The organism is Bradyrhizobium sp. B120, from assembly GCF_049075665.1.
Classification (GTDB): Bacteria; Pseudomonadota; Alphaproteobacteria; order Rhizobiales; family Xanthobacteraceae; genus Bradyrhizobium.
On sequence record NZ_CP185242.1, the window covers coordinates 991,798 to 1,017,460 of the forward strand.

Annotated in this window: 22 protein-coding genes and 1 pseudogene; 14 read left to right on the forward strand and 9 right to left on the reverse strand. The window is 64.8% G+C overall.

Annotation, left to right across the window (positions count from 1 at the left end; genetic code table 11):
- Positions 1 to 75 precede the first annotated feature (75 nt).
- Entirely contained in the window at positions 76 to 1,191 is a 1,116-nt protein-coding gene (locus ACOIX3_RS04645; RefSeq protein ID WP_420968621.1) for an acyltransferase family protein, read from the forward strand.
- Between the two features lie 118 nt (positions 1,192 to 1,309).
- On the opposite strand, the gene ACOIX3_RS04650 is transcribed toward ACOIX3_RS04645, so the two are convergent.
- A complete protein-coding gene (locus ACOIX3_RS04650; RefSeq protein ID WP_050405544.1) occupies positions 1,310 to 2,005 on the reverse strand; it encodes a DUF1013 domain-containing protein in 696 nt (231 codons plus the stop codon).
- Between the two features lie 229 nt (positions 2,006 to 2,234).
- On the opposite strand from ACOIX3_RS04650, the gene ispH reads away from it, so the two are divergent.
- From ispH to rnhA, 3 genes are read left to right on the forward strand one after another with little or no spacing between them, the layout of a single operon-like run.
- Positions 2,235 to 3,209 carry a 4-hydroxy-3-methylbut-2-enyl diphosphate reductase gene (gene ispH / locus ACOIX3_RS04655; protein ID WP_092118785.1) on the forward strand — a complete coding sequence of 325 codons (975 nt, stop codon included), beginning with the start codon at positions 2,235 to 2,237 and terminating at the stop codon, positions 3,207 to 3,209.
- A 5-nt stretch (positions 3,210 to 3,214) separates the two neighbouring features.
- On the forward strand, positions 3,215 to 4,195 hold the full coding sequence (locus tag ACOIX3_RS04660) for a homoserine kinase (protein WP_420968622.1): 981 nt from the start codon (positions 3,215 to 3,217) through the stop codon (positions 4,193 to 4,195).
- Positions 4,183 to 4,644 carry a ribonuclease HI gene (gene rnhA / locus ACOIX3_RS04665; RefSeq protein WP_171947839.1) on the forward strand — a complete coding sequence of 154 codons (462 nt, stop codon included), beginning with the start codon at positions 4,183 to 4,185 and terminating at the stop codon, positions 4,642 to 4,644. Before ACOIX3_RS04660 ends, rnhA begins: the two co-directional genes overlap by 13 nt.
- 235 nt (positions 4,645 to 4,879) lie before the next feature.
- Here the strand turns inward: rnhA and ACOIX3_RS04670 are convergent, their stop codons facing one another.
- From ACOIX3_RS04670 to ACOIX3_RS04695, 6 genes are all read right to left on the reverse strand, one after another.
- The gene (locus tag ACOIX3_RS04670; RefSeq protein ID WP_050419364.1) at positions 4,880 to 5,365 is read right to left on the reverse strand and encodes a peroxiredoxin; all 486 of its coding nucleotides are present in this window, start codon (positions 5,363 to 5,365) and stop codon (positions 4,880 to 4,882) included.
- Between the two features lie 210 nt (positions 5,366 to 5,575).
- Positions 5,576 to 6,139, reverse strand: a complete 564-nt coding sequence (locus ACOIX3_RS04675) for a DUF924 family protein (protein ID WP_420968623.1) — start codon at positions 6,137 to 6,139, stop codon at positions 5,576 to 5,578.
- A 19-nt stretch (positions 6,140 to 6,158) separates the two neighbouring features.
- Positions 6,159 to 7,841: a long-chain fatty acid--CoA ligase gene (locus ACOIX3_RS04680; RefSeq protein WP_420971973.1), complete on the reverse strand. Its 1,683-nt coding sequence runs from the start codon at positions 7,839 to 7,841 to the stop codon at positions 6,159 to 6,161.
- A gap of 175 nt (positions 7,842 to 8,016) precedes the next feature.
- Entirely contained in the window at positions 8,017 to 9,405 is a 1,389-nt protein-coding gene (locus tag ACOIX3_RS04685) for a D-alanyl-D-alanine carboxypeptidase family protein (RefSeq protein ID WP_420968625.1), read from the reverse strand.
- Positions 9,406 to 9,656: 251 nt separating this feature from the next.
- Complete coding sequence (locus tag ACOIX3_RS04690; RefSeq protein WP_420968626.1) at positions 9,657 to 11,435, reverse strand: glucan ABC transporter ATP-binding protein/ permease; 1,779 nt, start codon at positions 11,433 to 11,435, stop codon at positions 9,657 to 9,659.
- 299 nt (positions 11,436 to 11,734) lie between these two features.
- Positions 11,735 to 12,790 (reverse strand): ABC transporter substrate-binding protein, encoded by a 1,056-nt coding sequence (locus tag ACOIX3_RS04695; protein WP_420968627.1) that lies wholly within the window; start codon positions 12,788 to 12,790, stop codon positions 11,735 to 11,737.
- A 263-nt stretch (positions 12,791 to 13,053) separates the two neighbouring features.
- Here ACOIX3_RS04695 and ACOIX3_RS04700 point away from each other — a divergent pair, with 263 nt between their 5' ends.
- The 7 genes from ACOIX3_RS04700 (at position 13,054) to ACOIX3_RS04730 (ending at position 19,835) form a co-directional block, all read left to right on the forward strand.
- A complete protein-coding gene (locus ACOIX3_RS04700) occupies positions 13,054 to 13,497 on the forward strand; it encodes a hypothetical protein (protein WP_420968628.1) in 444 nt (147 codons plus the stop codon).
- A 124-nt stretch (positions 13,498 to 13,621) separates the two neighbouring features.
- On the forward strand, positions 13,622 to 14,023 hold the full coding sequence (gene hisE / locus ACOIX3_RS04705; RefSeq protein ID WP_420968629.1) for a phosphoribosyl-ATP diphosphatase: 402 nt from the start codon (positions 13,622 to 13,624) through the stop codon (positions 14,021 to 14,023).
- 63 nt (positions 14,024 to 14,086) lie between these two features.
- Positions 14,087 to 14,668 (forward strand): YqaA family protein, encoded by a 582-nt coding sequence (locus tag ACOIX3_RS04710; protein WP_212314108.1) that lies wholly within the window; start codon positions 14,087 to 14,089, stop codon positions 14,666 to 14,668.
- A 224-nt stretch (positions 14,669 to 14,892) separates the two neighbouring features.
- On the forward strand, positions 14,893 to 15,393 hold the full coding sequence (locus tag ACOIX3_RS04715; RefSeq protein WP_420971974.1) for a hypothetical protein: 501 nt from the start codon (positions 14,893 to 14,895) through the stop codon (positions 15,391 to 15,393).
- 170 nt (positions 15,394 to 15,563) lie between these two features.
- Entirely contained in the window at positions 15,564 to 16,535 is a 972-nt protein-coding gene (locus ACOIX3_RS04720; protein ID WP_420968630.1) for an NAD(P)H-dependent flavin oxidoreductase, read from the forward strand.
- A 119-nt stretch (positions 16,536 to 16,654) separates the two neighbouring features.
- On the forward strand, positions 16,655 to 17,428 hold the full coding sequence (locus ACOIX3_RS04725) for a thioesterase family protein (protein WP_420968631.1): 774 nt from the start codon (positions 16,655 to 16,657) through the stop codon (positions 17,426 to 17,428).
- A 238-nt stretch (positions 17,429 to 17,666) separates the two neighbouring features.
- Positions 17,667 to 19,835 (forward strand): ATP-binding protein, encoded by a 2,169-nt coding sequence (locus ACOIX3_RS04730; RefSeq protein WP_420968633.1) that lies wholly within the window; start codon positions 17,667 to 17,669, stop codon positions 19,833 to 19,835.
- Positions 19,836 to 20,095: 260 nt separating this feature from the next.
- On the opposite strand, the gene ACOIX3_RS04735 is transcribed toward ACOIX3_RS04730, so the two are convergent.
- Positions 20,096 to 21,658: an AMP-binding protein gene (locus ACOIX3_RS04735; protein WP_420968634.1), complete on the reverse strand. Its 1,563-nt coding sequence runs from the start codon at positions 21,656 to 21,658 to the stop codon at positions 20,096 to 20,098.
- A 66-nt stretch (positions 21,659 to 21,724) separates the two neighbouring features.
- On the opposite strand from ACOIX3_RS04735, the gene ACOIX3_RS04740 reads away from it, so the two are divergent.
- From ACOIX3_RS04740 to ACOIX3_RS04750, 3 genes and pseudogenes are all read left to right on the forward strand, one after another.
- Complete coding sequence (locus ACOIX3_RS04740) at positions 21,725 to 22,723, forward strand: NAD(P)H-dependent flavin oxidoreductase (protein WP_420968635.1); 999 nt, start codon at positions 21,725 to 21,727, stop codon at positions 22,721 to 22,723.
- Between the two features lie 115 nt (positions 22,724 to 22,838).
- Positions 22,839 to 23,096, forward strand: a complete 258-nt coding sequence (locus tag ACOIX3_RS04745; RefSeq protein WP_420968636.1) for a hypothetical protein — start codon at positions 22,839 to 22,841, stop codon at positions 23,094 to 23,096.
- Positions 23,097 to 23,204: 108 nt separating this feature from the next.
- Positions 23,205 to 23,943 (forward strand): annotated as a pseudogene (locus tag ACOIX3_RS04750) (hypothetical protein).
- A gap of 139 nt (positions 23,944 to 24,082) precedes the next feature.
- Here ACOIX3_RS04750 and ACOIX3_RS04755 read toward each other — a convergent pair.
- The gene (locus ACOIX3_RS04755) at positions 24,083 to 25,507 is read right to left on the reverse strand and encodes a toll/interleukin-1 receptor domain-containing protein (RefSeq protein WP_420968637.1); all 1,425 of its coding nucleotides are present in this window, start codon (positions 25,505 to 25,507) and stop codon (positions 24,083 to 24,085) included.
- Between the last annotated feature and the right edge of the window lie 156 nt (positions 25,508 to 25,663).

A 25,663-nucleotide genomic window follows, 5' to 3' on the forward strand; every position in this document is an offset into this window, starting at 1 on the left:
TATGCGTGGACTGCCGCCGGGCCAAATTCCGGCGAGGTGTCGGCTCGCCGCATGCGACAATGAGCGGCTGTTTGGATGAGACCAGGTCCTGTGCTTGTGGAAGGCGAGCTCGCGTTGCAGTGTGACAGGATTGGAGAGCTCGACGGGCTGCGCGCGATCGCGCTGCTGACCGTCGTCATCTGGCACTATTTCGGCGCGCCGGACGGCCCGCAGGGCTGGCCGTGGAAGCTGCTGCATGTCGGCCGCTTCGGCGTCGACCTGTTCTTCATCCTGTCCGGCTATCTCATCACGGATATTCTTCTGCGCCACCGCGCGGCCGAACGATATTACTCGGCCTTCTACGGCAGGCGCGCGTTTCGCATCTGGCCGCTCTACTACCTGATGTGCGCTTGCGCGGCGATCGGCTGGTATTTTTCGCTAAGTCCTGATCTGTTCGACACCAGGGGCGTGCCCGGCTGGCTGTATTTGTTCGGCTTGCAGAACTTCGGCATGGCCAAGGCGCAGACCGACGGCGCTTACTTTCTGGCCGTCACCTGGTCGCTCGCGATCGAGGAGCAGTTTTATCTGCTGTTTCCGTTGCTGGTGCGGAACATCCCGTCCGAGCGGCTGTTCGCGATCCTGCTCGTGCCGATCCTGATCTGCCCGATCGGACGCCTGATCGATAGTGCGCTGCCGGACGCCTACGGCTGGTACGTGCTGCCGCAATTCAGGATCGATTCGCTTGCGATCGGCGCGCTGATCGCCTGGTGGCGCCTCTATCGCAAGCCGGATGCCGAGGTCTCCAGACGCGTCGCCGCCATCCTCAAATGGTCGAGCATGTCGCTTCCCCTGCTGTGGCTGTTCGGATGGAAGCGCTGGTCGGTGGCGTTCTCGCACACGCAGGTCGAGATCTTCTTCGGTTCTCTGCTGTTCGTCGTTCTGGAAAATCGCGGCGCGCCAAAGCTCGCGCTGCTGCGCAGTTCGGTCGCGACCTTCTTCGCCAGGACGTCCTACGCGGCGTATCTCACCCACCACGTCATCCTGTACCTGCTGTTCGCCGTGCTGCATCAACCGAGGACAGTGGCGAGCCTCGCCGGCTTCTCGCTGACCTTCGGCGCGCTCGCACTGACGTTCGCCCTGTGTGCCCTGAGCTATCGCTATTTCGAACGTCCGCTGCTCGACTTCGCCCACCGGCGCTTCACGTTCGGGTAAGCGAAAGCGGGCCATCGGCGCGCCGTTCGCGGGATCAAGGCTCCGCGTGCACCAAACAAAAACGCGGCGGGTTGCCCGCCGCGTTTCGTATTCCGGTCCTCGAGAAACGAGCCTGCGCTTACTCCTCGTCGTCGGCCTTCTTGCCGCCGATCGTCTTCAGCTTGGCGAACACGGCATCGACATTGAGATCGTCGTGCCGCTCGATCGGCTGATCGTCCAGCTCGTCCTTGCGCGTGGTCTCGGAGGCCGGCAGCAGCGTGGCGCCGCCGTAGACGGTCGTGGTCGGCTTCTCCTTGGCGGCGCGCTGCACCTCGAAATCGAGCTCGATCTGCGAGCACAGGCCGAGCGTCACCGGGTCCATGGGGGTCAGGGTCGAGGCGTTCCAGTGGGTGCGGTCGCGCACGCTTGCGATCGTGGTCTTGGTGGTGCCGACCAGACGCATGATCTGGGCGTCCTTCAGCTCGGGATGGTTGCGCACCAGCCAGAGGATCGCGCTCGGCCGCTCATGGCGGCGCGACACCGGGGTGTAGCGCGGGCCCTTCTTCTTGGCGGCGGTCGGCAGCACCACCTTGCTCTCCTGGAGCCTGAGACGGTAATTCTGGTCCCGCTCGCCGCGCTCGATCTCCTCGCGGGTCAGCTGGCCGTTCGAAATCGGGTCCATGCCCTTGATGCCCTGGGCGGCGTCGCCGTCGGCGATGGCACGCACCTCCAGGGGGTGCATTTTGGTGAAATCGGCCACCTGATCGAACGTCAGGGCGGTATTATCGACCAACCACACGGCAGTCGCCTTCGGCATCAGCGGTGCGTTGCTCATGGCAAATCTCCTTTGTGCTTCGCCCACCTCTGTAGAGGCGAAGCTGGTAGTCATCGGCGATGACGGGAATTATAGGGCCTATATAAGCCCTCCGGGGGGAATGGCGCAATGGGCCAGCAAAATCGCCTTGACAGCGCCCGAAAGCAGTCCCAAGTCCTTATCCTAACTGGCCGTTCCCCGCCCGCCGGCGAGGGGTGATTCGGTCCCGAGATTGCCCCGAGACAGCCTGATGTCAGCGAAAAAACCCGATCTTAGAATCGTGCTTTGTTCCCCCCGCGGCTTTTGCGCCGGGGTGGTCCGCGCCATCGATACGGTCGAACGCGCGCTCACCATTTATGGTGCCCCGGTCTATGTCCGGCACGAAATCGTCCATAACAAGTATGTGGTCGACAGCCTGAAGACCAAAGGCGCCATTTTCGTCGAGGAATTGGCCGAAATCCCCGACGATACCAACGCGCCGGTGGTATTTTCGGCCCACGGTGTGCCCAAGTCGGTTCCGGCCGAGGCCAAATCCCGCAATTTCTTCTCGCTGGATGCGACCTGCCCGCTGGTGACCAAGGTCCACCGCGAGGCGGCGATCCATTTCAAGCGCGGCCGCGAGATCCTGTTGATCGGGCATTCCCATCACCCCGAGGTGGTCGGCACCCTGGGCCAACTCCCGGTCGGCGCCGTGACCCTGATCGAGACCGCCGAGGATGCAAAGACCTTCGTCCCGAAGGACCCCAACAACCTCGCCTTCGTGACCCAGACCACGCTGTCGATCGACGACACCGCGGAGATCGTGGCGCTGCTCAAGCAGCGCTTCCCGAACGTCAACGGTCCGCACAAGGAAGACATCTGCTACGCCACCACCAACCGCCAGCTTGCGGTGAAGAAGGTGGCGCCGGTGGTCGATGCCCTGATCGTGGTCGGCGCGCCGAACTCGTCGAACTCGCAGCGCCTGCGCGAGGTCGCCGAGCGCGAGGGCTGCCCCATTGCCGTTCTGGCCCAGCGCGCCAGCGACATCGACTGGAGCAGGTTCGAAGGCATCACGAGCCTCGGCATCACCGCGGGCGCCTCGGCGCCGGAAGTGATCGTCGAGGAGATCATGGGCGCCTTCGCCGAGCGCTTCGAGCTTCACGTGGAGACGGTCTCGGCCGCGGAAGAGAACGAGTTCTTCCCGCTGCCGCGTTCGCTGCGGCCCGACGCTGCCGCCGCGGAATAGACCATATGGCGGTTTACACCGACGTTGCCGCCGAAGACCTCGCGGAATTCCTCAAGAGCTACGACATCGGCGAATTGCTCTCCTACAAGGGCATCGCCGAGGGCGTCGAGAATTCGAACTTCCTGCTGCACACCAGCCAGGGCGCCTACATCCTCACGCTCTATGAGAAGCGCGTGGCGGAGGACGACCTGCCGTATTTCCTGTCGCTGATGGCGCATCTCGCCGAGCGCGGGGTGTCGTGCCCGCAGCCGGCGCGCAACCGCAAGGGCGAGGTCTATAGCCGGCTTGCCGGCCGGCCGGCGGCGATCATCAATTTCCTCGAAGGCGTGTGGCCGCGGCGGCCGAACGTGGCGCATTGCTCAGGCGTCGGCGAGGCGCTGGCCAAGATGCATCTGGCTGGCCGCGACTTTCCGCTGGTCCGCAACAATCCGCTGTCGGTTTCCGGCTGGCGGCCGCTGTTCGATCTTGCCGCCGCGCGGGCCGACAGCGTGCAGCCGGGTCTGCACGACTTCATCGCGCGCGAGCTCGATCATCTCGAGGCCGCGTGGCCGGCGGACCTTCCGGTCGGCGTGATCCATGCCGATCTGTTTCCCGACAACGTCTTCTTCCTCGGCGACAAGCTCTCGGGCCTGATCGACTTTCCGTTCGCCTGCAACGACATCCTGGCCTACGACGTCGCGATCTGCCTCAACGCCTGGTGCTTCGAGCCGGATCATTCCTTCAACGTCACCAAGGCGCGCGCGCTGCTCAATGCCTATAACCGCGAGCGGCAATTGTCGGCGGCGGAAGAGGCCGCGCTGCCGCTGCTCGCGCGCGGCGCCGCGCTCCGTTTCCTGCTGACGCGCCTGGTCGATTTCCTCAACGTGCCCGCGGGTGCGCTGGTGCAGCCGAAGGACCCGCTGGAATACGTCCGCAAGCTGCGCTTCCACCAGAACGTCGCTGCCATCAACGACTACGGCATCACGCCGGCAGGATGCGCGGCGTGAGCGACAAGCCGCATGTGATTGTCTTTACCGATGGTGCCTGCTCCGGAAACCCCGGACCGGGCGGCTGGGGCGCGATCCTCAGATTCGGCGACGTCGAGAAGGAATTGAAGGGCGGCGAGGCGCACACCACCAACAACCGCATGGAGCTGATGGCGGCGATCTCGGCGCTGGAAGCCCTGAAGAAGCCCTGCGTGGTCGACCTCACCACCGACAGCCAGTACGTCCGCCAGGGCATCACCGGATGGATTCACGGCTGGAAGCGCAACGGCTGGCGTACGGCCGACAAGAAGCCGGTGAAGAATGTCGAGCTGTGGCAGCGCCTCGACGCCGCGCTGAAGCCGCACGAGGTGCGCTGGCACTGGATCAAGGGCCATGCCGGCCACGCCGAGAACGAACGCGCCGACGAACTGGCGCGCGAAGGCGTGGCGATGGCGCGGTTGAAGGGGTAGGGCGCGCTGCGCGCCGCATGTCGGCCGCGTAGGAGGAGCTGCGTAGGATGGGTTTCGCTACGCTCTACCCATCCTACAGACCAGCATTCCGGCTATCGCTATTCCCACTACTGTCATCGCCCGCGAAAGCGGGCGATCCAGTATTCCAGAGACAGTGGTGATTTGAAACGAGAGGCCGCGGCGTACTGGGTTGCCCGGTCAAGCCGGGCAACGACAGTGTGCGCGCGGCGTCAGCTCAGAGCTGCCCGAGCAGCGTGTCGCCGCCGGAGACCTCGACCTTGCCCGGAGCCGGCTCCTTGTTGAGCTTCTTCACCACGCCGTCCTCGACCAGCATCGAGTAGCGGTGGGAGCGGATGCCGAGGCCGTTGCCGGAGGCGTCGAGCTCCATGCCGATCGCCTTGGCGAAGTCGGCATTGCCGTCGGCCAGGAAGACGGCTTCGTCGCGCTGGTCGGTGTCGCGCTTCCAGGCGTTCATCACGAAGGCGTCGTTGACCGAGACGATCGCGATGGTGTCGACGCCCTTGTTCTTCATGGCATAGGCGTTGAGGAAGATGCTCGGCAGATGCATCTTGTGGCAGGTGCCGGTGTAGGCGCCGGGCACTGCGAACAGGGCGACCTTCTTGCCCTTGAAAATGTCGTCGGTGGTTTTGACCTGCGGACCCTCGGCGGTCATTACGCGAAACTTGGCTTCCGGCAGCTTGTCGCCAACATTGATCGTCATCGTTGTTCTCCCTCGGTGAAGCGGAATTGTCTTAAACCCGGCGCTCGGACGGCACAATACGACCTGCCGCAGGAACGGCAATGCCGAAGGTGAGAGCGTTTTCGAGCGAAGTGGGTACCGGTTCGCGCGAAGAAAACGCGTCAAAACAAGAATCGGGAGCCCCGTTCCGATGCAATCGGAACGGAAAAGGCTCCAGTCACCGTTCCGTCATCAGCCGGAAAACCCGCCGGCGTCGAGAAAGGCCTGTTCGTCGGCGGTGGTTTCCCGGCCCAGCACCCGGTTACGGTGCGGGAAGCGGCCGAACCGGCGGATGATGTCGGCGTGATCCTCGGCGTATTTCAGGTTGTCGGGATGGCAGTCATATTGCCGGAACAGCGTCACGCAACGCTGCTGGTCGTCGAGGTCCTCCGAATGCTCGAAAGGCAGATAGAGGAATTCGCGCAGCACCGGGTCGGTCCGCGCATCGACGCCGCGGTCGATGGCGCGCCTTGCCACTTCACGCGCCAGCGCGTCACTTGAAAAGGTCTTGGCGTCGCCTCGAAACAGATTTCGCGGAAACTGGTCGAGCACGATGATCAACGCCAGCGCGCCCTCGTCGCTTGCCTCCCATGACGACAATTCGCCGACAGCCGCCTTCTGCCAGGAGGCAAGGAAGCGGCTGCGGATTTCGGCATCGAAGGCGTCGTCGTGCTTGTACCAGCGGTCGCGGCCGGCTTCTCGCCAGAACGCGATAACGTCGGCAGGCGTCGCGAAGCGCGCGTCAGTCGTATCCAACGGCAGCCTCACTCGCGCTCTACGCCGCGGCCTTCTTCTCGTCGCGCAGCTCGCGACGCAGGATCTTGCCGACATTGGTCTTCGGCAGGTCGGCCCTGAACTCGATCTGCTTCGGCACCTTGTAGGCGGTGAGCTGGGTGGCGGCGAACTTGATGATGTCCTCCGCTGTGACGCTCGGGTCCTTCTTGACCACGAAGGCCTTCACCGCCTCGCCGGACTTCGCATCGGGCACGCCGATCACGGCGCATTCGAGCACGCCGGGATGGCTCGCCAGCACTTCCTCGATCTCGTTCGGATAGACGTTGAAGCCGGAGACCAGGATCATGTCCTTCTTGCGATCGACGATCTTGGTATAGCCCTTCTCGTCCATCACGCCGATGTCGCCGGTGCGGAAATAGCCATCCGCCGTCATCACCTTGGCGGTCTCTTCGGGGCGGTTCCAATACCCCGACATCACCTGCGGGCCCTTGGCGCAGATCTCGCCGGCTTCACCGAGCGGCAACTCATTGCCGTCGTCGTCGCGGATCGAGAGCCAAGTCGAGGGGACCGGAAGGCCGATCGTCCCGGAGAACTCCGTGATCGTCGCGGGATTGCAGGTCAGCGTCGGCGAGGTCTCCGACAGGCCATAGCCTTCCGACAACGAGATTCCCGTCACTTTTAGCCATTTTTCAGCGACCGGCTTTTGCGTGGCCATGCCGCCGCCATTGGCGATCTTCAGCTTGGAGAAATCCAGCTTGTCGAAGCCTGGCGTGTTCAACAGGCCATTATAGAGCGTGTTGACTGCCGGGAAGAAGCTGACCTGGTACTTCGACAGTTCCTTGACGAAGCCTGCCATGTCGCGCGGATTCGGAATCAGCAGATTGGTGCCGCCGGCCCGCATACCCAGCAGATAGCACGCGGTCAGCGCAAAGACGTGATAGAGCGGCAGCGCACAGACGATGACCATCTGCTCGACGATCGGCGGCTTCGCCAGCGCCGGCTGCAGCCAGGCGTCGTTCTGCAGCACGTTGGCCAGGATGTTGCGATGGAGCAGGGTAGCGCCCTTGGAGACGCCGGTGGTGCCGCCGGTATATTGCAGGAAGGCGACGTCATCGAGCGTCAGCGCCGGCTTGTTCATCTTCCGGCCGCGACCGGCCGACAGCGCATCATTGAAGCCGACGGCGCCGGGGATCGACCAGGCCGGCACCATCTTCTTCACCCGGCGCACGACGAGGTTGACGATCACGCCCTTGAAGCCGAGCAGGTCGCCCATGCTGCCGACGATCACGTGCTTGACGGCCGTGTTCGCAAGCACCTTCTGCACGGTGGTGGCAAAGTTCTCCAGCACGATGATCGCTTCCGCGCCGGAATCCTTGAGCTGATGCTCGAGCTCGCGCGGGGTGTAGAGTGGATTGACGTTGACCACGGCATAGCCGGCACGCAGCACGGCGGCGGTCGCGACCGGATATTGCAGCACGTTCGGCATCATCAGCGCGACCCGTGCGCCCTTCTGCAGGCCCTTGCTCTGCAGGTAGGCGCCGAGCGCCGTCGACATCTCGTCGAGCTCGCGATAGGTGATCGCCTTGTCCATGCAGATGAACGCCTTGCGATCGGCGAACTTCTTGAAGCTCTCTTCCAGCAATTCGACCAGCGACGAATATTGCGTGACGTCGATATCGGCGGGCACGCCGGCCGGATAATGCTTGAGCCAGATGCGCTCCATAATGGTCATTCCCTCTCATATAAATTTGGCTGATGTCCCGGATTGCTTCCGGGTTTTCCGACCCTTGACCGCGTCTTGGCCGCTTTATTTCAGGCAGTATTGAGCGATGCCGCGGCCAATGGCAAGCCGCTGCGCGCTATCGACGCATTGGGAGATCGGAGGGGGTGGCGCCCTGCTAGCCTGCCGGCTTGGCGTCGGCTTTTGGCTTCTCAGCCTTGGGCTTCTCGGCCTTGGGCTTTGGAGCAGGCTTTGCCGCCGCCGGCTTGCTGGCAGGCTTTGCGGCGGCCGGCTTGTCCGCGGCGGGCTTCGCAACTGCGGCATCCGGCTTGGCGTTGGCGTGACGCACCGGCTTGGCCGCCGGCTTGTTGTCCGACTTGGACGCGCTCTTGCCGTCACCCTTGGCGTCATCAGCCGCGTCGGACTTCTTGCCGGCGACACGGGTGTGCTTGCCCTTGGCGCGCTTGGCCGGCTGCAGCTTCTCGGTGTCGGCGTCGACCGCGGCGATCAATGCAGCGCCGGTCTTGGTCGGCCCCGTATAAACCACGACCGGCTCGGACGCCGCCGCCGGCTGCGCCAGCATGTCGGCCGGTTTTGTCGGCATCGCGGCCTGCAGGCCCGAGGCGAAGAAGCTCACGCCGCTGTCGCCGTTGGTGCTCGCGCCGGCGCTGGCGACGGTGTCTTCTCCATCCTCGTCGCTGGCGGGCCGCTTGTGCTTGGCGCCGCACATCTCCTCGCGCAGGTTCGGCGGGGTGGAATCGATCGGCACCAGATTGTCGACGGTGCCGAGCGAGGGCCGCAGCCACGCCAGCCCGTTATTGGCAAAGCCGCGATCCAAAAGCTGCGCGGCGCGGATCGCGCGCATGCGGCCCGAGGAGGCGCCGAGCACCACGGCGATCAGCCGCTTGCCGTCGCGTGTCGCCGACGCCACGAGATTGTAGCCGGAGGCGCAGATGAAGCCGGTCTTGAAGCCGTCGGCACCGGGATAGCGGCCGATCAGCTTGTTGAAGTTCTGGGTGATGCGGCGGCCGAAGCGGATCGACGGGATGTGGACGAAATACTCGTATTCCGGCAGGTCGCGGATGATGGCGCGGGCGAGGATCGCCATGTCGCGCGCCGAGGTGATCTGGCCGTCGGCGGGCAGGCCGTTCGGGTTGACGTAGCTCGTTTGCGTCATGCCGAGCTTTTGCGCGGTCTGGTTCATTTCGCCGGCAAAGCCGTCGATCGAGCCGCCGATGCCCTCGGCCAGCACCACGGCCATGTCGTTGGCCGACTTCACCAGCATCATCTTCAGCGCGTTGTCGACGGTGACCTGGGTGCCGGGCCGAAGGCCCATCTTCGAAGGCGACTGCGATGACGCGGTCGGCGACACCGTGAGCAGCGTGTCGAGCGAGACGCGGCCATCCTTGACCGCCTTCAGCGTCACATAGGCGGTCATCAGTTTGCTGAGCGAGGCCGGATACCACGGCATCGTGGCGTTGTCGGCCTGCAGCACCTTTCCGGTATCGGCCTCGACGACCAGCAGCGCCTCGGCCTGCGCGATCTGCGGCGTTGCGATGGCGAGCATCGCTGTGGCCAGAATCCATTTCAACGACGGGCGCAGCGGGCGAGGAAAATACACGACGGTTCCGGTCCTTTGAGACCCGCCTTCAAGAAGGAGGTCTTGCGATGTGACGTACGGGTTTCAAGCGTGTCCGGCGCCGCATTGCGGCGATGCAAACCTATACCGGCTTGCCAGCTGAGAACAGAGGCCGCCCAATTATATCGTGGACGAAATCGGCTGAATTTCGGCAGCCGCCTCAATTGGAAAGGGCAGAATTATGGTGCCTCGATGCCGGCGCGCGCCTGTTCCTGGACCATGAACTGGGCCCGCGCCAGTTCGGCAAAACGCCCGCCTTTCGCCACCAGTTCATCGAAAGTTCCGCTTTCGATCACCCGTCCCTGGTCGAACAACAGGATGCGGGTGGCGTAGCGGATGGTCGAGAGACGGTGCGCGATCACGAAGGTGGTGCGGCCCTTCATCACTTCGTCGAGAGCAGCATTGACCTTGGCCTCGGTGACGGCGTCGAGCGCGCTGGTTGCCTCGTCGAGGATCAGGATTGGCGGATCCTTGAGCAGCGCACGCGCAATCGACAGCCGCTGCCGCTCGCCGCCGGACAGCATGCGGCCGCGCTCGCCGGCATGGGTGTCGAACTTCTTTTCGCTGCGCTCGATGAAATCCAGCGCCTGCGCGCGCGCCGCGGCGGTACGCAGCTCCTCATCGGTCGCATCGGGCTTGCCGACGCGCAGGTTGTCGGCGAGCGAGCGGTTGAACAGCAGCGCCTCCTGGAACACCACGCCGATGTTCCGCCGCAGCGCCGTCAGCTTCAGCGCGCGGATGTCCATACCGTCGATCTCGATGATGCCGGATTGCGGATCGAACGCGCGATGCAGCAGCGCGATCGCGGTGGATTTGCCGGCGCCGGTCGAGCCGACCAGCGCGATGGTCTGGCCGGGCAATGCGGTGAAGCTGAGGTCCTCGATCGCCGGCCGCTTGCCGTCATAGGAGAACGAGACGTCGTTGAATTCGACCAGCCCCGACAGCCGGCCGGGATCGACGGCGCCGGGCCGGTCGCGCACCGCCGGCACCGCATCGAGCACGTCGAAGAATTCCTGCAGCCGCGGCGCTTCCATGAACACATTGTTGATGAAGCTCACCACCTGCTCGAGCTTCTGGATCAGCATGGTGGCGAACGAGACGAACATCACGATCTCGCCGACCGTGGTGAGGCCCTCATTGTGGAGCGCGATGCCGACCGTGAAGATCGCGAGCACCGTAATGGTGGTCGAGGCGCGCGTGATCACGGTGACCAGCGCCCACCATGACAGCACCGGCATCTGCACCGCGAGCAGCTTGTCGGCGACGTAGCGCAGGCCCTGCACCTCGGAATCGATCCGCACGAAGCTCTGCACCAGCGCGACATTGCCGAGCGCGTCGGAGGCGCGCGCCGAGAGGTCGCTGTAATAGGCCTCGACCTCGCTCTGCATGCCGTAGGTCTTGCGCACCACCAGCGTGGTCAGCACGGTGAACACGACGCAGAGCGCGAACAGCAGGATCGCCAGTCGCCAGTTGATGTAGAGCGCGAGCGGCAGCAGCACGATCAGCGACACAATGGCGGCGAAGTGTTCGCGGAAGAAGCCGAGCCAGAGCCGCCACAGCGCGTCGGTGCCGTTCAGCATCACCTTCATCAGCCGCCCGGAATGGGTACCGGAGTGGAAGGTCAGCGGCAGCTGCAGGATGTGCTCGAAATAATCCGTCAGCACGGCCTGGCGCTGGCGGTGCGCCAGCCGGTCGGCCTGCAACGCGACGATCGCGCTGCAGCCGATCGTGAACAGGCCGAATGCCGCCCACGCCGCGAGCAGCGGCCATGCCGAGGAGGTCGCGAACAGCCCGGTGACCGGCCGGCCCGACAGCACGTCGACGATTTTGCCGAACAGCACCGGCTCGGCGAATTGCGCGGTGGCGAGCAGCATGTTGGCGGCGGCGAGGATCCAGCCGAGCCGCGCCTCCTTGCCGAGCAGTTCGAGGACGCGGGTATAGAGGCGAAGCATGGACATGCCGGCGGGACTCGTCAGCGGTGGGCGCCCGGTCAGGCGGGACGCAATTTAATCAGGGTTCGCCAGCGAGGGCCAGCGGTGACAGCGCGTCATGCTCAGGGTGATGGGTTGAACAGCGGTGCAACACATCCGGTGTCGTCCCTGCGAAAGCAGGGACCCATAACCACGGGGTTGGATTGTTGAGGAAGGCTGGAGCCCCAGCGCTGCGCAACAATGGCCTTCGGTGGTAATGGGTCCCTGCTTTCGCAGGGACGACACTGAGTGTTTAGTGCCGCTCGTCGGTCGTGCATTCGCAGGCTTTAATTGACCAGCCGGCCGTCGATCGGCGGCAAGAACTGGTCGTCGAAGATGTCGGCGGCGTGCGGCCGCTTCTGGAATTTGAAGTCCTCCGCGAGCTGGTCGACCGACCGCTCGAAGCGCTCCGGCTCGATGCCGCCGAGGCCGTTACGCTTCACCTCGCCGGTCAGGATGTTGTCGCGGATGATGGCGCCCAGCCGCTCGAGCTCCAGGTCGCGCGAACCGCCATCCATCCGGCTCACCACCTCGCTCGCCGCGCGGGCCGGGTCCTTGACCGCGAGGTTGGTGCCGCCGATCACCGCGCGCACGAAGCCTTTCACCGCGTCCGGCTTCGCCGCCGCAAGGCGCGGGCTGACGATCACGGCAAAGCCATAGGCTTCGCAGCCATAGTCGGCGAAGCGCAGCACCGCGAGATCGTCGGCGGGCACGCCGCGATCGCGCAGATTGATTGCGGAGAGATAGGAGAAGCCGGTCACGGCATCGATTTGGCCCGCGGAAAGCATCGGCTCGCGTACCGCGGCGCTAATCGTGTTCTGCTTCACGCTCGCGAGCTTGATGCCGTTCTGCCTGGCGACCGCGGGCCACAGCCGGATCGAAAGGTCGCCCTCGGCGACGCCGAGGTTCTTGCCCTGGATGTCGGTCAGCACCTGGATGCCCCTGCTCTTGCGGGCAATGATCGCATAAGGCGCCTGGTTGAACAGCACGAACACCGCCTTGACAGCGGCAGCACCAGGCTTGTCGCGAAAGCGGATCAGCGAGTTGATGTCGACGAGGGCGAAGTCGCTCGAGCCGTCGGCGACGCGCGCGATGGCGTCCGCCGAACTGGTGGCGACGTTGGTGCCGACCGCAAGGCCCTCGGCGCTGAACAGGCCGCCGGCCGACGCCATCACGAATGGCGCCGCGGCGGCGTCAGGCGGACGGTCGAGTGTGAACTGGATGGTGAGCGGCTGCGGCGCATCGCCGGCGCGCAGCGGTGTGACGGCCGGCCACACGCCGCCCGAAAGGCCGATCATGCCGGCGAGTATCCAGCGGAGAACGGTGGTCCGACTTACCTGCATCATGACATCCGGGAGGCGAGACAAAGTGCCGCGCCGGCTGCGCCTGCTTCATGACATCGAATGCGCCAGGGCAGGGTGCAATTCAAGCATCAATTTCAAGCGTTATTTGCTGGCATCCTGCCCCAGGCAAGGTGAACGGCCGATGACTGCCATGATTTAACCCCGGGGTTGTTCAGCTTGCATTCGGTTTGGGGAACCTAATCTTGGGGTAGTGGTTAGCTCACCAGGGCCCGTCGGGCCGGCTTCCACAAAGGATGACTACAATGTTTGCGCGAAAGGGTGTTTTTTCGTCCATTGGCCGCGCAGCCACATTGGCAACGGTTGCCGCGGTGGCGTTGACGGCCGTTGAGCCGACGATGGCGTTCGCAGGCTCTGCTCCGGCGGGCAAGGCGGCCGCTGTAACCACATCGCACGGCACGAGCGGCGCGACCGACATCAGCGCGCGCCGTCGCTACTATCGTGGCGGAGGCGGTGGCGCCGCCGCTGCGGCTGTGTTCGCCGGGATCGTCGGCACGGGTCTGGCGATCGCCGCAACCCAGAGCCGTCGCGACTATTACGACTCCTATGGCTACTACGACGGCGGCCCGGGCTACTACGGCGGTCCCGCCTATTATGGTGGTGGCCCGGCCTATTACGGCGGCGGACCGTATTATGGTTATCACGGCTATTACGGGCGCCGCTCGGCACTGCCCTATACGCCGTACTGACACGCATCGTCAGTTCTCGGAACTGTCACAAAGGATCGAATCCACCGGCTGCGAGGCCGGTGGATTTTTCGTTGTCGGCTCGCCCGTTAACACGCTGGCGACGCGCTTCGATTAGGCTCAAAGGATGAGTGATTCGATCGAGCGGCTTTACCAGGCGGTGATCGCGGCCAAGGATCTTGATCCGGCTACGTCGCGCACGGCACGGCTGTTCCAGCGCGGGCCGGCCAAGATGGCCAAAAAGCTCGCCGAGGAAGCGATCGAGGTCGTGATCGACGCCGTCAGCGGCAAGCCGGACGCCGTCGTCCGCGAGAGCGCGGACCTGCTCTACAATCTCACCGTTCTATGGGCATCGGCCGGCGTGAAGCCGGGGGATGTCTGGCGCGAGATGGAGCGGCGCGAGCGGCTGCTCGGGATCGCCGAGAAGCTGCCGAAGTCGCCAGTTAAGCTCCCCAAGACCGCGCCCGTTCCGGTGGTTCGGCGTCGAATTGTCGCGCTGGAGAACCGGCTGCGCAAACGGCAGCCGTAAATCAACCAAATTCGATCCATTCCCGGCATGGACAAATCCGCTCCACGATGGTTCATCGCGCCCATGTTGAAACGGATTTACGACTGGTGCGTCGCGGCGGCCGACAAGCCCTACGCACTCTGGATTCTCGCGGCCGTCGCCTTCGCCGAGAGCTCCTTCTTCCCGATCCCTCCTGACATCATGCTGTTGCCGATGTCGTTGGCGCGGCCGAAGCGGGCCTGGTGGTTCGCGGCCGTCTGCACCGTCGCGTCGGTTGCCGGCGGCGTGCTCGGCTACGCGATCGGCGCGCTGCTCTACGACTCGCTCGGGCAGTGGCTGATCCATCTCTATGGCCTCTCCGACAAGGTCGACGCGTTCCGCGCCTCCTATGCCGAGTGGGGTGCCGTGATCATCCTGGTGAAGGGGCTGACGCCGATCCCCTACAAGCTGGTGACGATCACGTCGGGCTTTGCCGGTTACAACATCTGGCTGTTCATCCTGTGCTCGATCGTCGCACGCGGCGGCCGCTTCTTCTTCGTCGCGGTGCTGCTCAACCGCTATGGCGATGTCATCCGCGCCGAGCTCGAGAAGCGGCTCGGCCTGTGGGTCGCGATTGGCGCGATCGTGCTGGTGCTGGGCTTTGTCGTCGCATTCAAGCTGATCTAGAGCTTCGGTTCTGATTGAATCAGAACTGAAGCTCTAGCTTGTTGTTTCGACGCGTTTTCTTCACGCGAACCGGTATCCACTTCGCTCGAAAGCGCTCTAACCAAAGTTCTAGCTGTTCGCGTCTTTGCTCGCGGACGGCTTCGGACTACGGTCGCTGCGTTGGCTGATGGAATCGACGACCGGTGAATCTCACGAGACTCAATCCCGCCAAGGCGCGCGTTGCGATGGCGGGCCTTGCGCTGTCGATGGCGCTGCCTGCGATCGACGGTGGATGGGCGCAGACTGCGCCGCCCGCGCTCGGCGTGCAGTCGCCGGCGCAGCAGCCGGCTGAGTCTCCGCAGCAACAACAGATCGAGCTGCCGCCGGCGCCGGTCGAGCGCGAGAATCCCGGACTGATCAACGAAATCGGAAAGCTGTTCGAGAAGTCGAAGTCGGCGCTGCCGTCGTTGAAGAGCCCCAGCGAGACCATCAACGATCTGTCGAACATCGCGCGCCCCTCGACGATGGTGACCGGGCGCGCCGCCTGCGTGGTGGCCTCGAACGGCGCGCCGGACTGCAAGATCGGCGCCGACCGGCTGTGCCAGAGCAAGGGGTTCAAGGAAGGCAAGAGCATCGATACCGACGCCTCCGAGAAATGCTCGCCGCTGGTCTATCTGCCGGGCCACAAGCGCGGGCCGAACGATTGCAAGACGGAAAATTTCGTGACACGGGCGGTCTGCCAGTAGAGGCGGTCGAAACCGCGTCTGGGATGCCAGATGCGCCCGAAAACACGGCATCTGGATGAGGTTTTGTCATCCTTTTTGCAGCGCCGTAACGCAATACTTGACACTGGAAAGATTGCCTTGTTGGTATGACGGTCAGCATCGCGACCAACCAACTTGAGGATCCGCCGCCAATGTCCATGCCTGCTCTGTTCAAGGGCCGCCTGTCTCTTCCCGTGATCGGGGCACCGCTGTTCATCATCTCGGTGCCCGACCTCGTCATCGCCCAGTGCAAGGCCGGCGTGGTCGGCTCGTTTCCGTCGCTGAACGCGCGGCCGCCCGAACTGCTCGACGAATGGCTGTACCGGATCAAGGAAGAGCTTGCCGCCTACGACAAGGCGCATCCGGAGCGCCCGTCAGCGCCGTTCGCGGTGAACCAGATCGTGCACAAGTCGAACAACCGGCTCGATCACGACATGGCGCTTTGCGAGAAGCACAAGGTGCCGATGATCATCTCCTCGCTCGGCGCGCGCGAGGAGCTCAACCAGGCGGTCCACGGCTGGGGCGGCATCGTGTTCCACGACGTGATCAACCAGAAGTTCGCGCACAAGGCGATCGAGAAGGGCGCCGACGGCCTGATCCTGGTCGCGGCCGGCGCAGGCGGTCATGCCGGCACGCTGTCGCCGTTCCCGTTCGTGTCGGAGACGCGGCAGTGGTTCGACGGGCCGATCGCGCTGTCGGGCACCATCGCCAACGGCCGCGCCATTCGCGCGGCGCGCATCATCGGCGCCGACTTCGCCTATATCGGCTCCGCCTTCATCGCGACCAAAGAGGCAAACGCGGTCGAGGGCTACAAGAGCATGATCACCAATTCGTCCGCCGAGGACATCGTCTACTCCAATTTGTTCACCGGCGTGCACGGCAACTATTTGAAGCCGTCGATCGTCGCCGCCGGTATGGATCCGGAAAACCTGCCGACCTCCGATCCCTCGAAGATGAGCTTCGGCACCGACTCCTCCGGAGAGCGCGCCAAGCCGAAGGCGTGGAAGGAGATCTGGGGCTCCGGCCAGGGCGTCGGCAGCATCTCCAAGGTGGTGCCCGCGGCCGAGCTGATTGGTCGGTTCAAGAAAGAGTATGACGAAGCGGTCGATCCGGCGCTTGCCTAAAGCACGGTGACCAAGATGGATCACCGCGCTTTAGCTTTCTGTTTGAGCATGATCTACGCGCAAACGCTTCGCGTTTGTCGCGGGGAAAACCGCTCCACACTTTTCCGGATCATGCTCTGATGGAGCCGATCTTTCGCGTTGACGGTGACCGCGTCGTCACCAGTCCCGATGCCGCGGGTCCATGGGACCCGCGGATGCAGCACGGTTCCGCGCCGGCCGCGCTGGTGGTGTGGGCCGCAGAAGCCATCCCGACGTCGGTGCCGATGCGGATCGCGCGGGTCACGATCGACCTGATGCGTCCGGTGCCGGTGGCGCCGCTGACGGTCTCGAGCGAGATCCTGCGCGACGGCCGCAAGATCCAGCTCTGCGCTGTCAGGCTGCTCGCCGACGGCGTTCTCGTCGTCTCGGCCACCGTGCTCAAGATCAAGCAGCAGGCGGCCGAGCTGCCGCCGGATGTCGCGGCCCTTCCGGTCGATCTGCCGGGCCCCGACAAAAGCATCGTCGAGCCGGGCAATCTCGCGAACAGTCCGTTCGTGAAAAACATCTCGATGCGCGCCGCGCGCGGCCGCTTCGGCGTGCTGGGCCCGGGCGCGATCTGGTTCCGCGTCAACCAGCCGCTGATCGCAGGCGTCGCCGTTTCGCAGGCGACGCGTGCGGTGGTCGCCTCGGATTTCTCGAACGGCGTTTCGCCGGCGCTCGATTTCAGCCAGTGGACCTTCATCAACGCCGATCTCACCGTGAGCCTGGCGCGCGAGCCGGTCGGCGACTGGGTCCTGCTCGATAGCGAGTCCTGGATCGGGCCTGACGGCGCAGGGCTTGCAATGTCGCGGCTCGCCGACATCAGCGGCTATTTCGGCCGTACCGTCCAGAGCCTCGTGATCGAGCGGCGCTAGCGCCGGGCCGGTTTCAACCACCACGCTGGAGAGAAGGGCAGCCCGCAGCGGCCGCCCTTGTGCAAAAATACCCCTGCGCGTCCGGAACGGTTGGCGGCACCAACGAGTTTTGGTCTCGTTAGGGGGGTGTCATGACGCGCATCGATCTCGCCGCCGGTTTCCTGGCCAAGGCCGTCCGGCGGCCCCGTGCGTTGCGGGTTGATGGTATCGGCGCTCCGGAGCGGCCCGGAGCCTCGCAGTGAAGCCCGGCCCGTCCTCGGAACGCGCGGTCATCCTCGCCGCGAGCGAGCGGGACGCCGTCAAGACCGCCCACCTGATCAAGGAAGCCGGCTACTACGCCAACATCTGCGGCGACCTCGCCGAGCTCGAGCACCAGGTCGCGAGCGGGGCGGGTCTTGCCATCATTGCCGATGAGGCGATCAGGACCGCCGACCTTGCCGGCCTGACGCGTTGGCTGAACGAGCAGCCGTCATGGTCGGATTTTCCCATCGTGCTGATGAGCGAGAAGGGCGGGCCCGAACGCAATCCCGAAGCGGCGCGGCTCGGCCGCGCGCTCGGCAATGTCACCTTCATCGAGCGGCCGTTCCATCCGACCACGCTGGTGAGCCTGGTCGCCGCGGCGGTGCGCGGCCGCCGCCGCCAGTACCAGACCCGCCAGATATTGGAAGACCTGACCGAGAGCGAAGACCTGTTGCAGACCGCGCTCGATGCCGGCCATCTCGGCGCGCTCGAACTTCATCTGCCGGATTTCGAGCTCGAGGCGTCGCCGACCTGCAAGACATTTTTCGGGCGCAAGCCTCGCGGTCCCTTCACCTATCAGGATCTGCTCGAGGCGGTGCATCCCGATGACCGCGCCCGCCGCAGCGAAACCGTCGAGCAAACGCTGCGCACCGGCGCGGATTACCGGATCGAGTATCGCATCATCTGGCCCGACGGCACCCAGCACTGGCTCGATGTCCGCGCCCGCGCGGTACGCCGGCCCGACGGCAGCATCCGGTCGCTGGTCGGGGTCTGCTCCGACATCACCGCGCGCAAGATCGCGGAGATCGAGCGCGAGGCGCTGCTGGCGCAGCTCGCCGCGGAACGCACCGCGCTTGCCGAGCTCACCGCGACGCTGGAGCAGCGGGTCGAGCAGCGCACCGCCGACCTGATGAAGGAGGTCGCCGCGCGTGAACGGGCGCAGGAACAGCTCCGCCATGCGCAGAAGATGGAGGCGATCGGTCAGCTTACCGGCGGCGTCGCGCACGATTTCAACAATCTGCTGATGGCGGTGATGGGCAATCTCGATCTGCTGCGCAAGCGGTTGCCGGAGGACCCGCGCCTGCGCCGGCTGGTCGACGGCGCGTTGCAAGGCGCCGAGCGCGGCGCCTCGCTGACGCAGCGGCTATTGGCCTTCGCACGGCAGCAGGATCTGCGCGCGGTGCCGGTCGATCTCGGCGCACTGGTGCGCGACATGAGCGAATTGCTCGAGCGCTCGCTTGGGCCGCGCATCACGCTGCGGCTCGACATCCCGGACGGACTGCCGGCGGCCTGCGTCGATACCAACCAGCTCGAGCTTGCGGTGCTCAACCTTGCGATCAACGCGCGCGATGCGATGCCGGATGGCGGCGTGATCGAGATCCGCCTCGCGGCCTGGCAGGCCAAGAACGATCAAGCCAAGAACGATCAAGCCAAGAGCGATCAGGTCAGGAGCGATCAGGTCAAGGGCGATCCCGCGCTGCAGCCAGGCAATTACCTGAAACTGTCGGTGGTCGATAGCGGCAGCGGCATGTCGCCGGACGTGCTGAAGCGGGCGATCGAGCCGTTCTTCTCGTCAAAGCCGGTGGGCAAGGGGACCGGGCTTGGCCTGTCGATGGTGCATGGGCTCGCGGTGCAGCTCGGCGGCGCGCTGCAGCTGTCGAGCGCGGTCGGCAAGGGCACCACGGCCGTGCTGGTGCTGCCGGTCGCGACAACAGCGCCGGCGGTCGAGAGTCCGGCGCCGGCGGCGCAGAAGGTCAAGCGCTCGGCGGTGATCCTGCTGGTCGACGACGATCCGCTGATCGCGATGTCGACCATGGAGATGCTGGAGGACCTCGGCCATCGCGTGATCGGCGCCAGTTCCGGACCGCACGCGCTCGATATCCTCAGGAGCGACCAGGAGATCGACCTGATGATGACCGATCACGTGATGCCCGGCATGACCGGCCTCGAACTCGCCGCGGCCTCGCGCGAGTTGCGCCCGCATCTCGTCGTCCTGCTCGCCACCGGCTATGCCGAACTGCCCGACGGCACCCAGGTCGACCTGCCGCGGCTGGCCAAGCCCTACCACCAGGATCAGCTGCGCGAGCGGCTCGATCAGCTGCTGGGGCAGGGGGGCGAGCGGCTCGCTCCTGTCGCAAATCCCAGCGCTCTCTCACCGTCACCCTGAGGAGCCGCGAAGCGGCGTCTCGAAGGGCGTCGGCCCGGCTCTTGCCGCGATGGGTCGAGACGCGCGCTGAAACATCGGGGCCGTGGATCATTCGAGACGGCCGCTGCGCGGCCTCCTCAGGATGACAGGCGAGCATTGGTGTTCGCAGCTCTTTGTCTACGTCATTGCGAGCGAAGCGAAGCAATCCATGTCTCGGCTCGGGGAAAGATGGATTGCTTCGTCGCTGTCGCTCCTCGCAATGACGAATGCGGCGTGATCGCTCACCCCACCATGCGGTCGCGGCCGGACCAGAAGCGCGCTTTCAGCACCTTCTTGTCGACCTTGCCGACGCCAGTCATCGGCAGCTCCTTGACGAACTGGATCTGCTTCGGCGCGTGCGCCGAGCCCTTCTTCGCCTTCACGAGGCTGATCAGCTCGTCGGCGTCGGGCACAGCGCCCTCGCGTGCCACCACGACGGCGGTGACGGCCTCGCCCCATTTGTCGTCGGGCACGCCGACCACGGCGACCATCGCGACGTCGGCGTGCTGCGACAGCACATCCTCGACTTCGCGCGGAAAGATGTTGAAGCCGCCGGAGACGATCATGTCCTTCTTGCGATCGAGGATGAACATGTAGCCGCGCTCGTCCTTGCGGGCGATGTCGCCGGTGTGCAGCCAGCCGCTCTTCAGCGTCTCCGCCGTGATGTCGGGCCGCTTCCAGTATTCGGCCATCACATGCGTGGCGCGCACGCAGATCTCGCCGGCCTCGCCGGTCGCGACCTCCTGGTCGTCCTGATCGAGGATCTTCACCTGGCAGGCGGTGATCGGGAAGCCGCAGGACAGGAACAGCTCCGGCGTCTTCGGGTCATGGTCCGCCTTGCGCAGCACCGAGACTGGATAGCATTCGGTCTGGCCATAAAGCTGCGAGAACACCGGGCCGATCCGCTCGATGCCTTCGACCAGCCGGCTCGGCGACATCGCGGAGGCGCCGTAGAGCAACAGCTCGAGCGAGGAGAGGTCGGTTTTGGGCAGCGCCGGATGATCCAGCATCACATAGATCATGGTCGGCACGAACAGCGTGAAGTTGATCTTCTCGCGCGCGATGGTCGTGAACACCGCCTCCGGATCGAACCCCTTCAGCATGTGCACGGTGCCGCCGCGCATCAGCGTCGGCAGCACTTTTGTACCCGCGACATGGCTGATGGGGGCCACCGTGAGGTAGCGCGGCGTCTCGGGAATCTCGAAGTCGGCGAGGATGGCGGCGGCGAAGCCGCCATATTCGCGGTGATAACGCAGCGCGCCCTTGGATTTGCCGGTCGTGCCGCCAGTATAGTTTAGGGTCGAGATGTCGTCCTCGCGGGCGAAGTTCTTCGCGGTCGCGCTGCCGGCATCCTCGACCACCTGCAACAGGTCGGCACCGTAATCTGCCGGGCCGAGCGTGAACACGGTCTTCAGGCCTGCGGCCTTCGCGGCGAGCTCGCCGCCGCGATCGCGAAACGTGATGCCGTCGACGATCAGCATCTCGGCTTCGGAGTCTTCGATCTGGAACAGCTGGTCGTCGAGCGAGCCGAGCGGATGCAGCCAGGTGATCGCGAGCCGTGACAATTGCGCGGCGACGCCGGCGCACCAGCTGTCGGCGCGGTTGGCGGTGAGCAGCGCGACGCGGGTGCCCGGCGCAAAGCCGAGCCGCATGAACACGCTCTGCATCCGTCCGATCAAATCGGTCGCGCCCTGATAGCTGAGCGAGCCGCCCGGCCATGCGAAGGCCGTGCGCGACGGATAGCGTGCCAGCGCCCGCAAGGTCTGCTCGCACACCGCCGGAAATGCATAGAGCGGATTGCTCATCTCGTGGTCTCCTCCCGCTTTGCCTTTGGCCTCTTGCGTGCCAATGTTGGCGACAACGCTAACACAATGATGCAGGGAAGAAACGACTTGTCCGCTGATCCTCTCGCGCGTTTTCGCGATCGCCTTCGGCTGCCGCTGATCGCAGCGCCGATGTTTCTTGTGTCGGGTGTCGAGCTGGTGGTAGCCGCCTGCCGTAATGGCGTGATCGGTTCGTTTCCGACGGTGAATTGCCGTGAGACGGAACAGCTCGATGCCTGGCTCGGCGACATCGCGCGCCGCCTGGAGGCGCATGCCGATGCAAGCGGCAAAGCCGCAGCGCCGATTTGTCCGAACCTGATCGTGCACCGCTCCAACGCGCGGCTGGCGCAGGACCTCGCGGTGCTGCTGCGGCACAAGCCCGAACTCGTGATCACCTCGGTCGGCTCGCCGGCGCCGGTGCTCGCACCTCTGCACGATGCCGGCGCGCTGGTGTTCGCCGACGTCGCCTCGATCCGTCATGCCGAGCGGGCGGCAGCGGCCGGCGCCGACGGGCTGGTGCTGCTCACCGCGGGCGCCGGCGGGCAGACCGGCTGGCTCAATCCGTTCGTGTTCGTCCGCGCGGTGCGCGCATTCTTCGACGGCCCGATCGTGCTGGCCGGCGGCATCAGCGACGGCCACGCGCTGCGCGCCGCAGAGGCGCTCGGCTGCGATCTCGCCTATATGGGCACCAAGTTCATCGCGACGCGCGAGAGCATGGCGGACGCGAGATACAAGCAGATGCTGGTCGACGCGACCGCCGACGACATCCTGCTCACGACGGCCTTCACGGGCTTGCAGACCAACATGCTGCGGCCCTCGATCGAGGCCGCCGGGCTCGATCCCGACAACCTGCCGTCGCGCGGCGCGATCGACATCGGCAAGGACATCGACATCGGCGCCCGCGAAAACCGGCCAAAACGCTGGCGCGACATCTGGAGCGGCGGTCATTCCACCTCAGGGGTGACCGGGGTGCTTGGCGTCGACGAACTCGTTGCACTGACGGCGACGGAGTACGAGGCGGCGAGCGCGCGGGTGCGGCTCGCCTGATCCATCAAGTCCCGCCTGTCCGCTTAACGCGGCATTAACCATGCCAGTCCCAACAATAGCGTCACGAGATGGTCTGCCGCCGCGGCTGGCCGCCCGGCAGTTGTGGGAATGCGACATGGCTTTTGAGGCGCACTTCGCCAAGGATCTGACCAAGACCCCGGCATCGCTCGACGATCTCCGGACCCGCGTGTTCTACGCCCTGCAGCGGCACCCGCTGTGCCGTCAGGTCGAATTCGACATCGTCAGCACGCCGCGCACCCGCCGCACCAACTGGACGGTCAGCCTGCACGCGGTCCAGCCCGGCGCCCTCTGGACCGCGCATGAGATCGTGGCCGACATCCAGGAAGCCTATGAGCTTGACGCCGCAGCCTGATTTTCGGGCCGTTTCGGGACGATTTCACCTATTTGGCGCTGTCACGGCACGGTAACGCCGCATTTCTCGCGCAGTTTGCGGCAACACCGGCCGGGAATGGAGTAGTTTTTGACCAGAGCCATCACCCTCGCCGCGCTGACCTGCTTCCTCCTCGCCGGCGCCGCGATAACAGCCATTTTGGGCCGCGACAGCCTGCCCGCGGCGCAGGCCGACATTGGTCCGGTCGCCAATCGCGCCAGCAAGCAGGACAAGCTCGCGGTCGCGACGCTCGCGACCGCCGCCTTCGAGGCGCCACGGCCCGCCGAGCCTCCCGCCAGTCCATCGCCGCTCCTGCTGCGGGCGCAAGCCGCGATCCCCGGCGCGACCGATACCGTGCGGCCAGGCCTATGCTTCCGCCGAGCCTGCCGATATCGGCCTGCCGAAGATCAATGACCCCGTCGACGCGGCCCAGCCGCAGATCGCCGAGCCCGCCGCACCGGCGCCGGCAGCCCCCGCCGCGCTGCCGAAGCCCAAGGCGGCCGCCAAGCCGGCGCCGCAGAAGACCTACGCCCTGCTCAGCGACGCGCAGATCGCCGGCATCAAGGACCGGCTCAAGCTGTCGTCATCGCAGGAGTATTACTGGCCGGCGGTTGAGACTGCGCTGCGCGCCGTCGCGCGCAAAATCCACGCCAAGCGCCAGGGCGATCCCGCATCGGGAACCATGCCGATCGATCCCGACTCCGAGGAAGTCCAGCAGCTGAAGTCGGCGGCGATGCCGCTGCTGTTCCAGCTCCGCGAGGATCAGAAGAACGAGGTCCGTTCGCTGGCACGCCTGATCGGCCTCGAACGCGTCGCTTCGATGATCTGAGCGCAAGGGTCGGCCGCGCCGACCTGCTGCCGGCGCGTTCTAGAGCGTTTTCGAGCGAAGTGGACACCGGTTCGCGTGAAGAAAACGCGTCAAGACAACAATCTAGAGCTTCGGCTCTGATTCAATCAGAACCGAAGCGCTAGTGGGCTTCCAGCGGACGCAGCTTATCCACCTTGCCCTGGGTTTCGACGAGCAGTTGCTTCATGAAGTCCTTGTTGCGCTTGAGCCAGGGCTCCAGCGTCTGCCGTACATCGCCCGGCGACTTCTTCTCGATGGCCTGTGCAAGCCGGGTCTGAAACGTCCCCCAATCCTTGAACATCTCCTTCAAGAGAGAATCGTCGGAGATGTTGATCGTCGACTTGATGTCGCCGACGGTCTCGAGTTCGCGCATGTTGCCCTGTCGCAGGATCGAATCGAGGTTTTCCAGGCATTCGTGGTAGCGCTGCAGCAGATCGTCCCATCGCTTGGCGCTGAAGTCATCGTCCAGGTTCTCGACCGCGTTGTACAGCGGCTCGAGAAACGACCATCGGAAGCGCCGCGCCAGTCGCAGCAGGATTGAGAGGAAGACGATGTCTTTCGGCATGTTCTGCGCGACCATCAGTCTTGGATCCTCGCTGAATGGCGGCATCGGCACGAAGATGATGACGACCGAGAACGGCGTGTTGTCGAGATATTCGAGCCGGGCGATGACCGGTTGATACAGCTTCAAATCGCGGAAGATCGGACTGAGGACCTGCTCGCGGTTTCGCCGGCTGGCAATGTCCACGTCGGAAAACGAGTTCGCGACGTAGCTCGTCAACTCGTCGAGCCAGGCGCCACTGTCATACCGATTTTGTGCGCTGAGCAGGTCCTCCCAATCGAGACCAGCCGTATCAGGGCCGGACAGCAGCGTGGTGGTGGCGGGATCCGCCTCCAGCCTGGCATCCGTCAGGAATCCGCGCGCACGGTCTGACGGCGGCAATGCCTTCAGCGCATCGGCCTTTTGCCGAAACGACAACTCGTCGCTGAACACGATGCGAAGCCGCAGACGAAACAGCTCTTCCGGGCGGGTGATCTGCATGAACTGCGCGTGCAGGTCCTTCACCGCCTCGTTGAAGTCGCGGGCGTGATTGGCGTTCAGTTTCGGCCGCAGCGGCACGGCACCGAAGGTCGGCCGCACGAACAGATCTTCGAGAAACCGCCGGACCTCGTCCTCGCCGATCCCGTAAAACTCGTTTTCCGCCAGCATCGGAAACGAGGGTGAGCTATCGACCGAGAACCACAGCACCTTTGACATGAGCTTCAGCGCGCGTTTGTAGCCATCGAACTGGGCGATCTCGGACGCGCACCACGTCCAATTGTGCTCGGCATTGGTGTGAATGAAGATCAGGCAGTCGGCCTTCGCCGTGTTGTCGATCATCCATTGCCGCCATTCCGTGCCACCGGGAATTTCCTCGCAGACAAAGCACTCCACCGAACGCTGACCGTCCAGGCTGCTGAGATATTCGAGCCGCGCCTTCAACAGGCGCGCGAGAAATCTGTCTTCGGCGCGATGGCTGATAAAGACCGAGAAATCATTTTGCATGGCAAATTCCGATCTGCATGAATTTGATGCGACGGCTGGCCGTATCTCGTCGGCCGAATGCCGCGGCTGCACGTCCTGCCGCGGACTGAATGATAGCTCGTCTCTGAATTGTGCGATCGCCGGGCGCGAAAAAGAAAAAACGCCTGCCAGTGATTT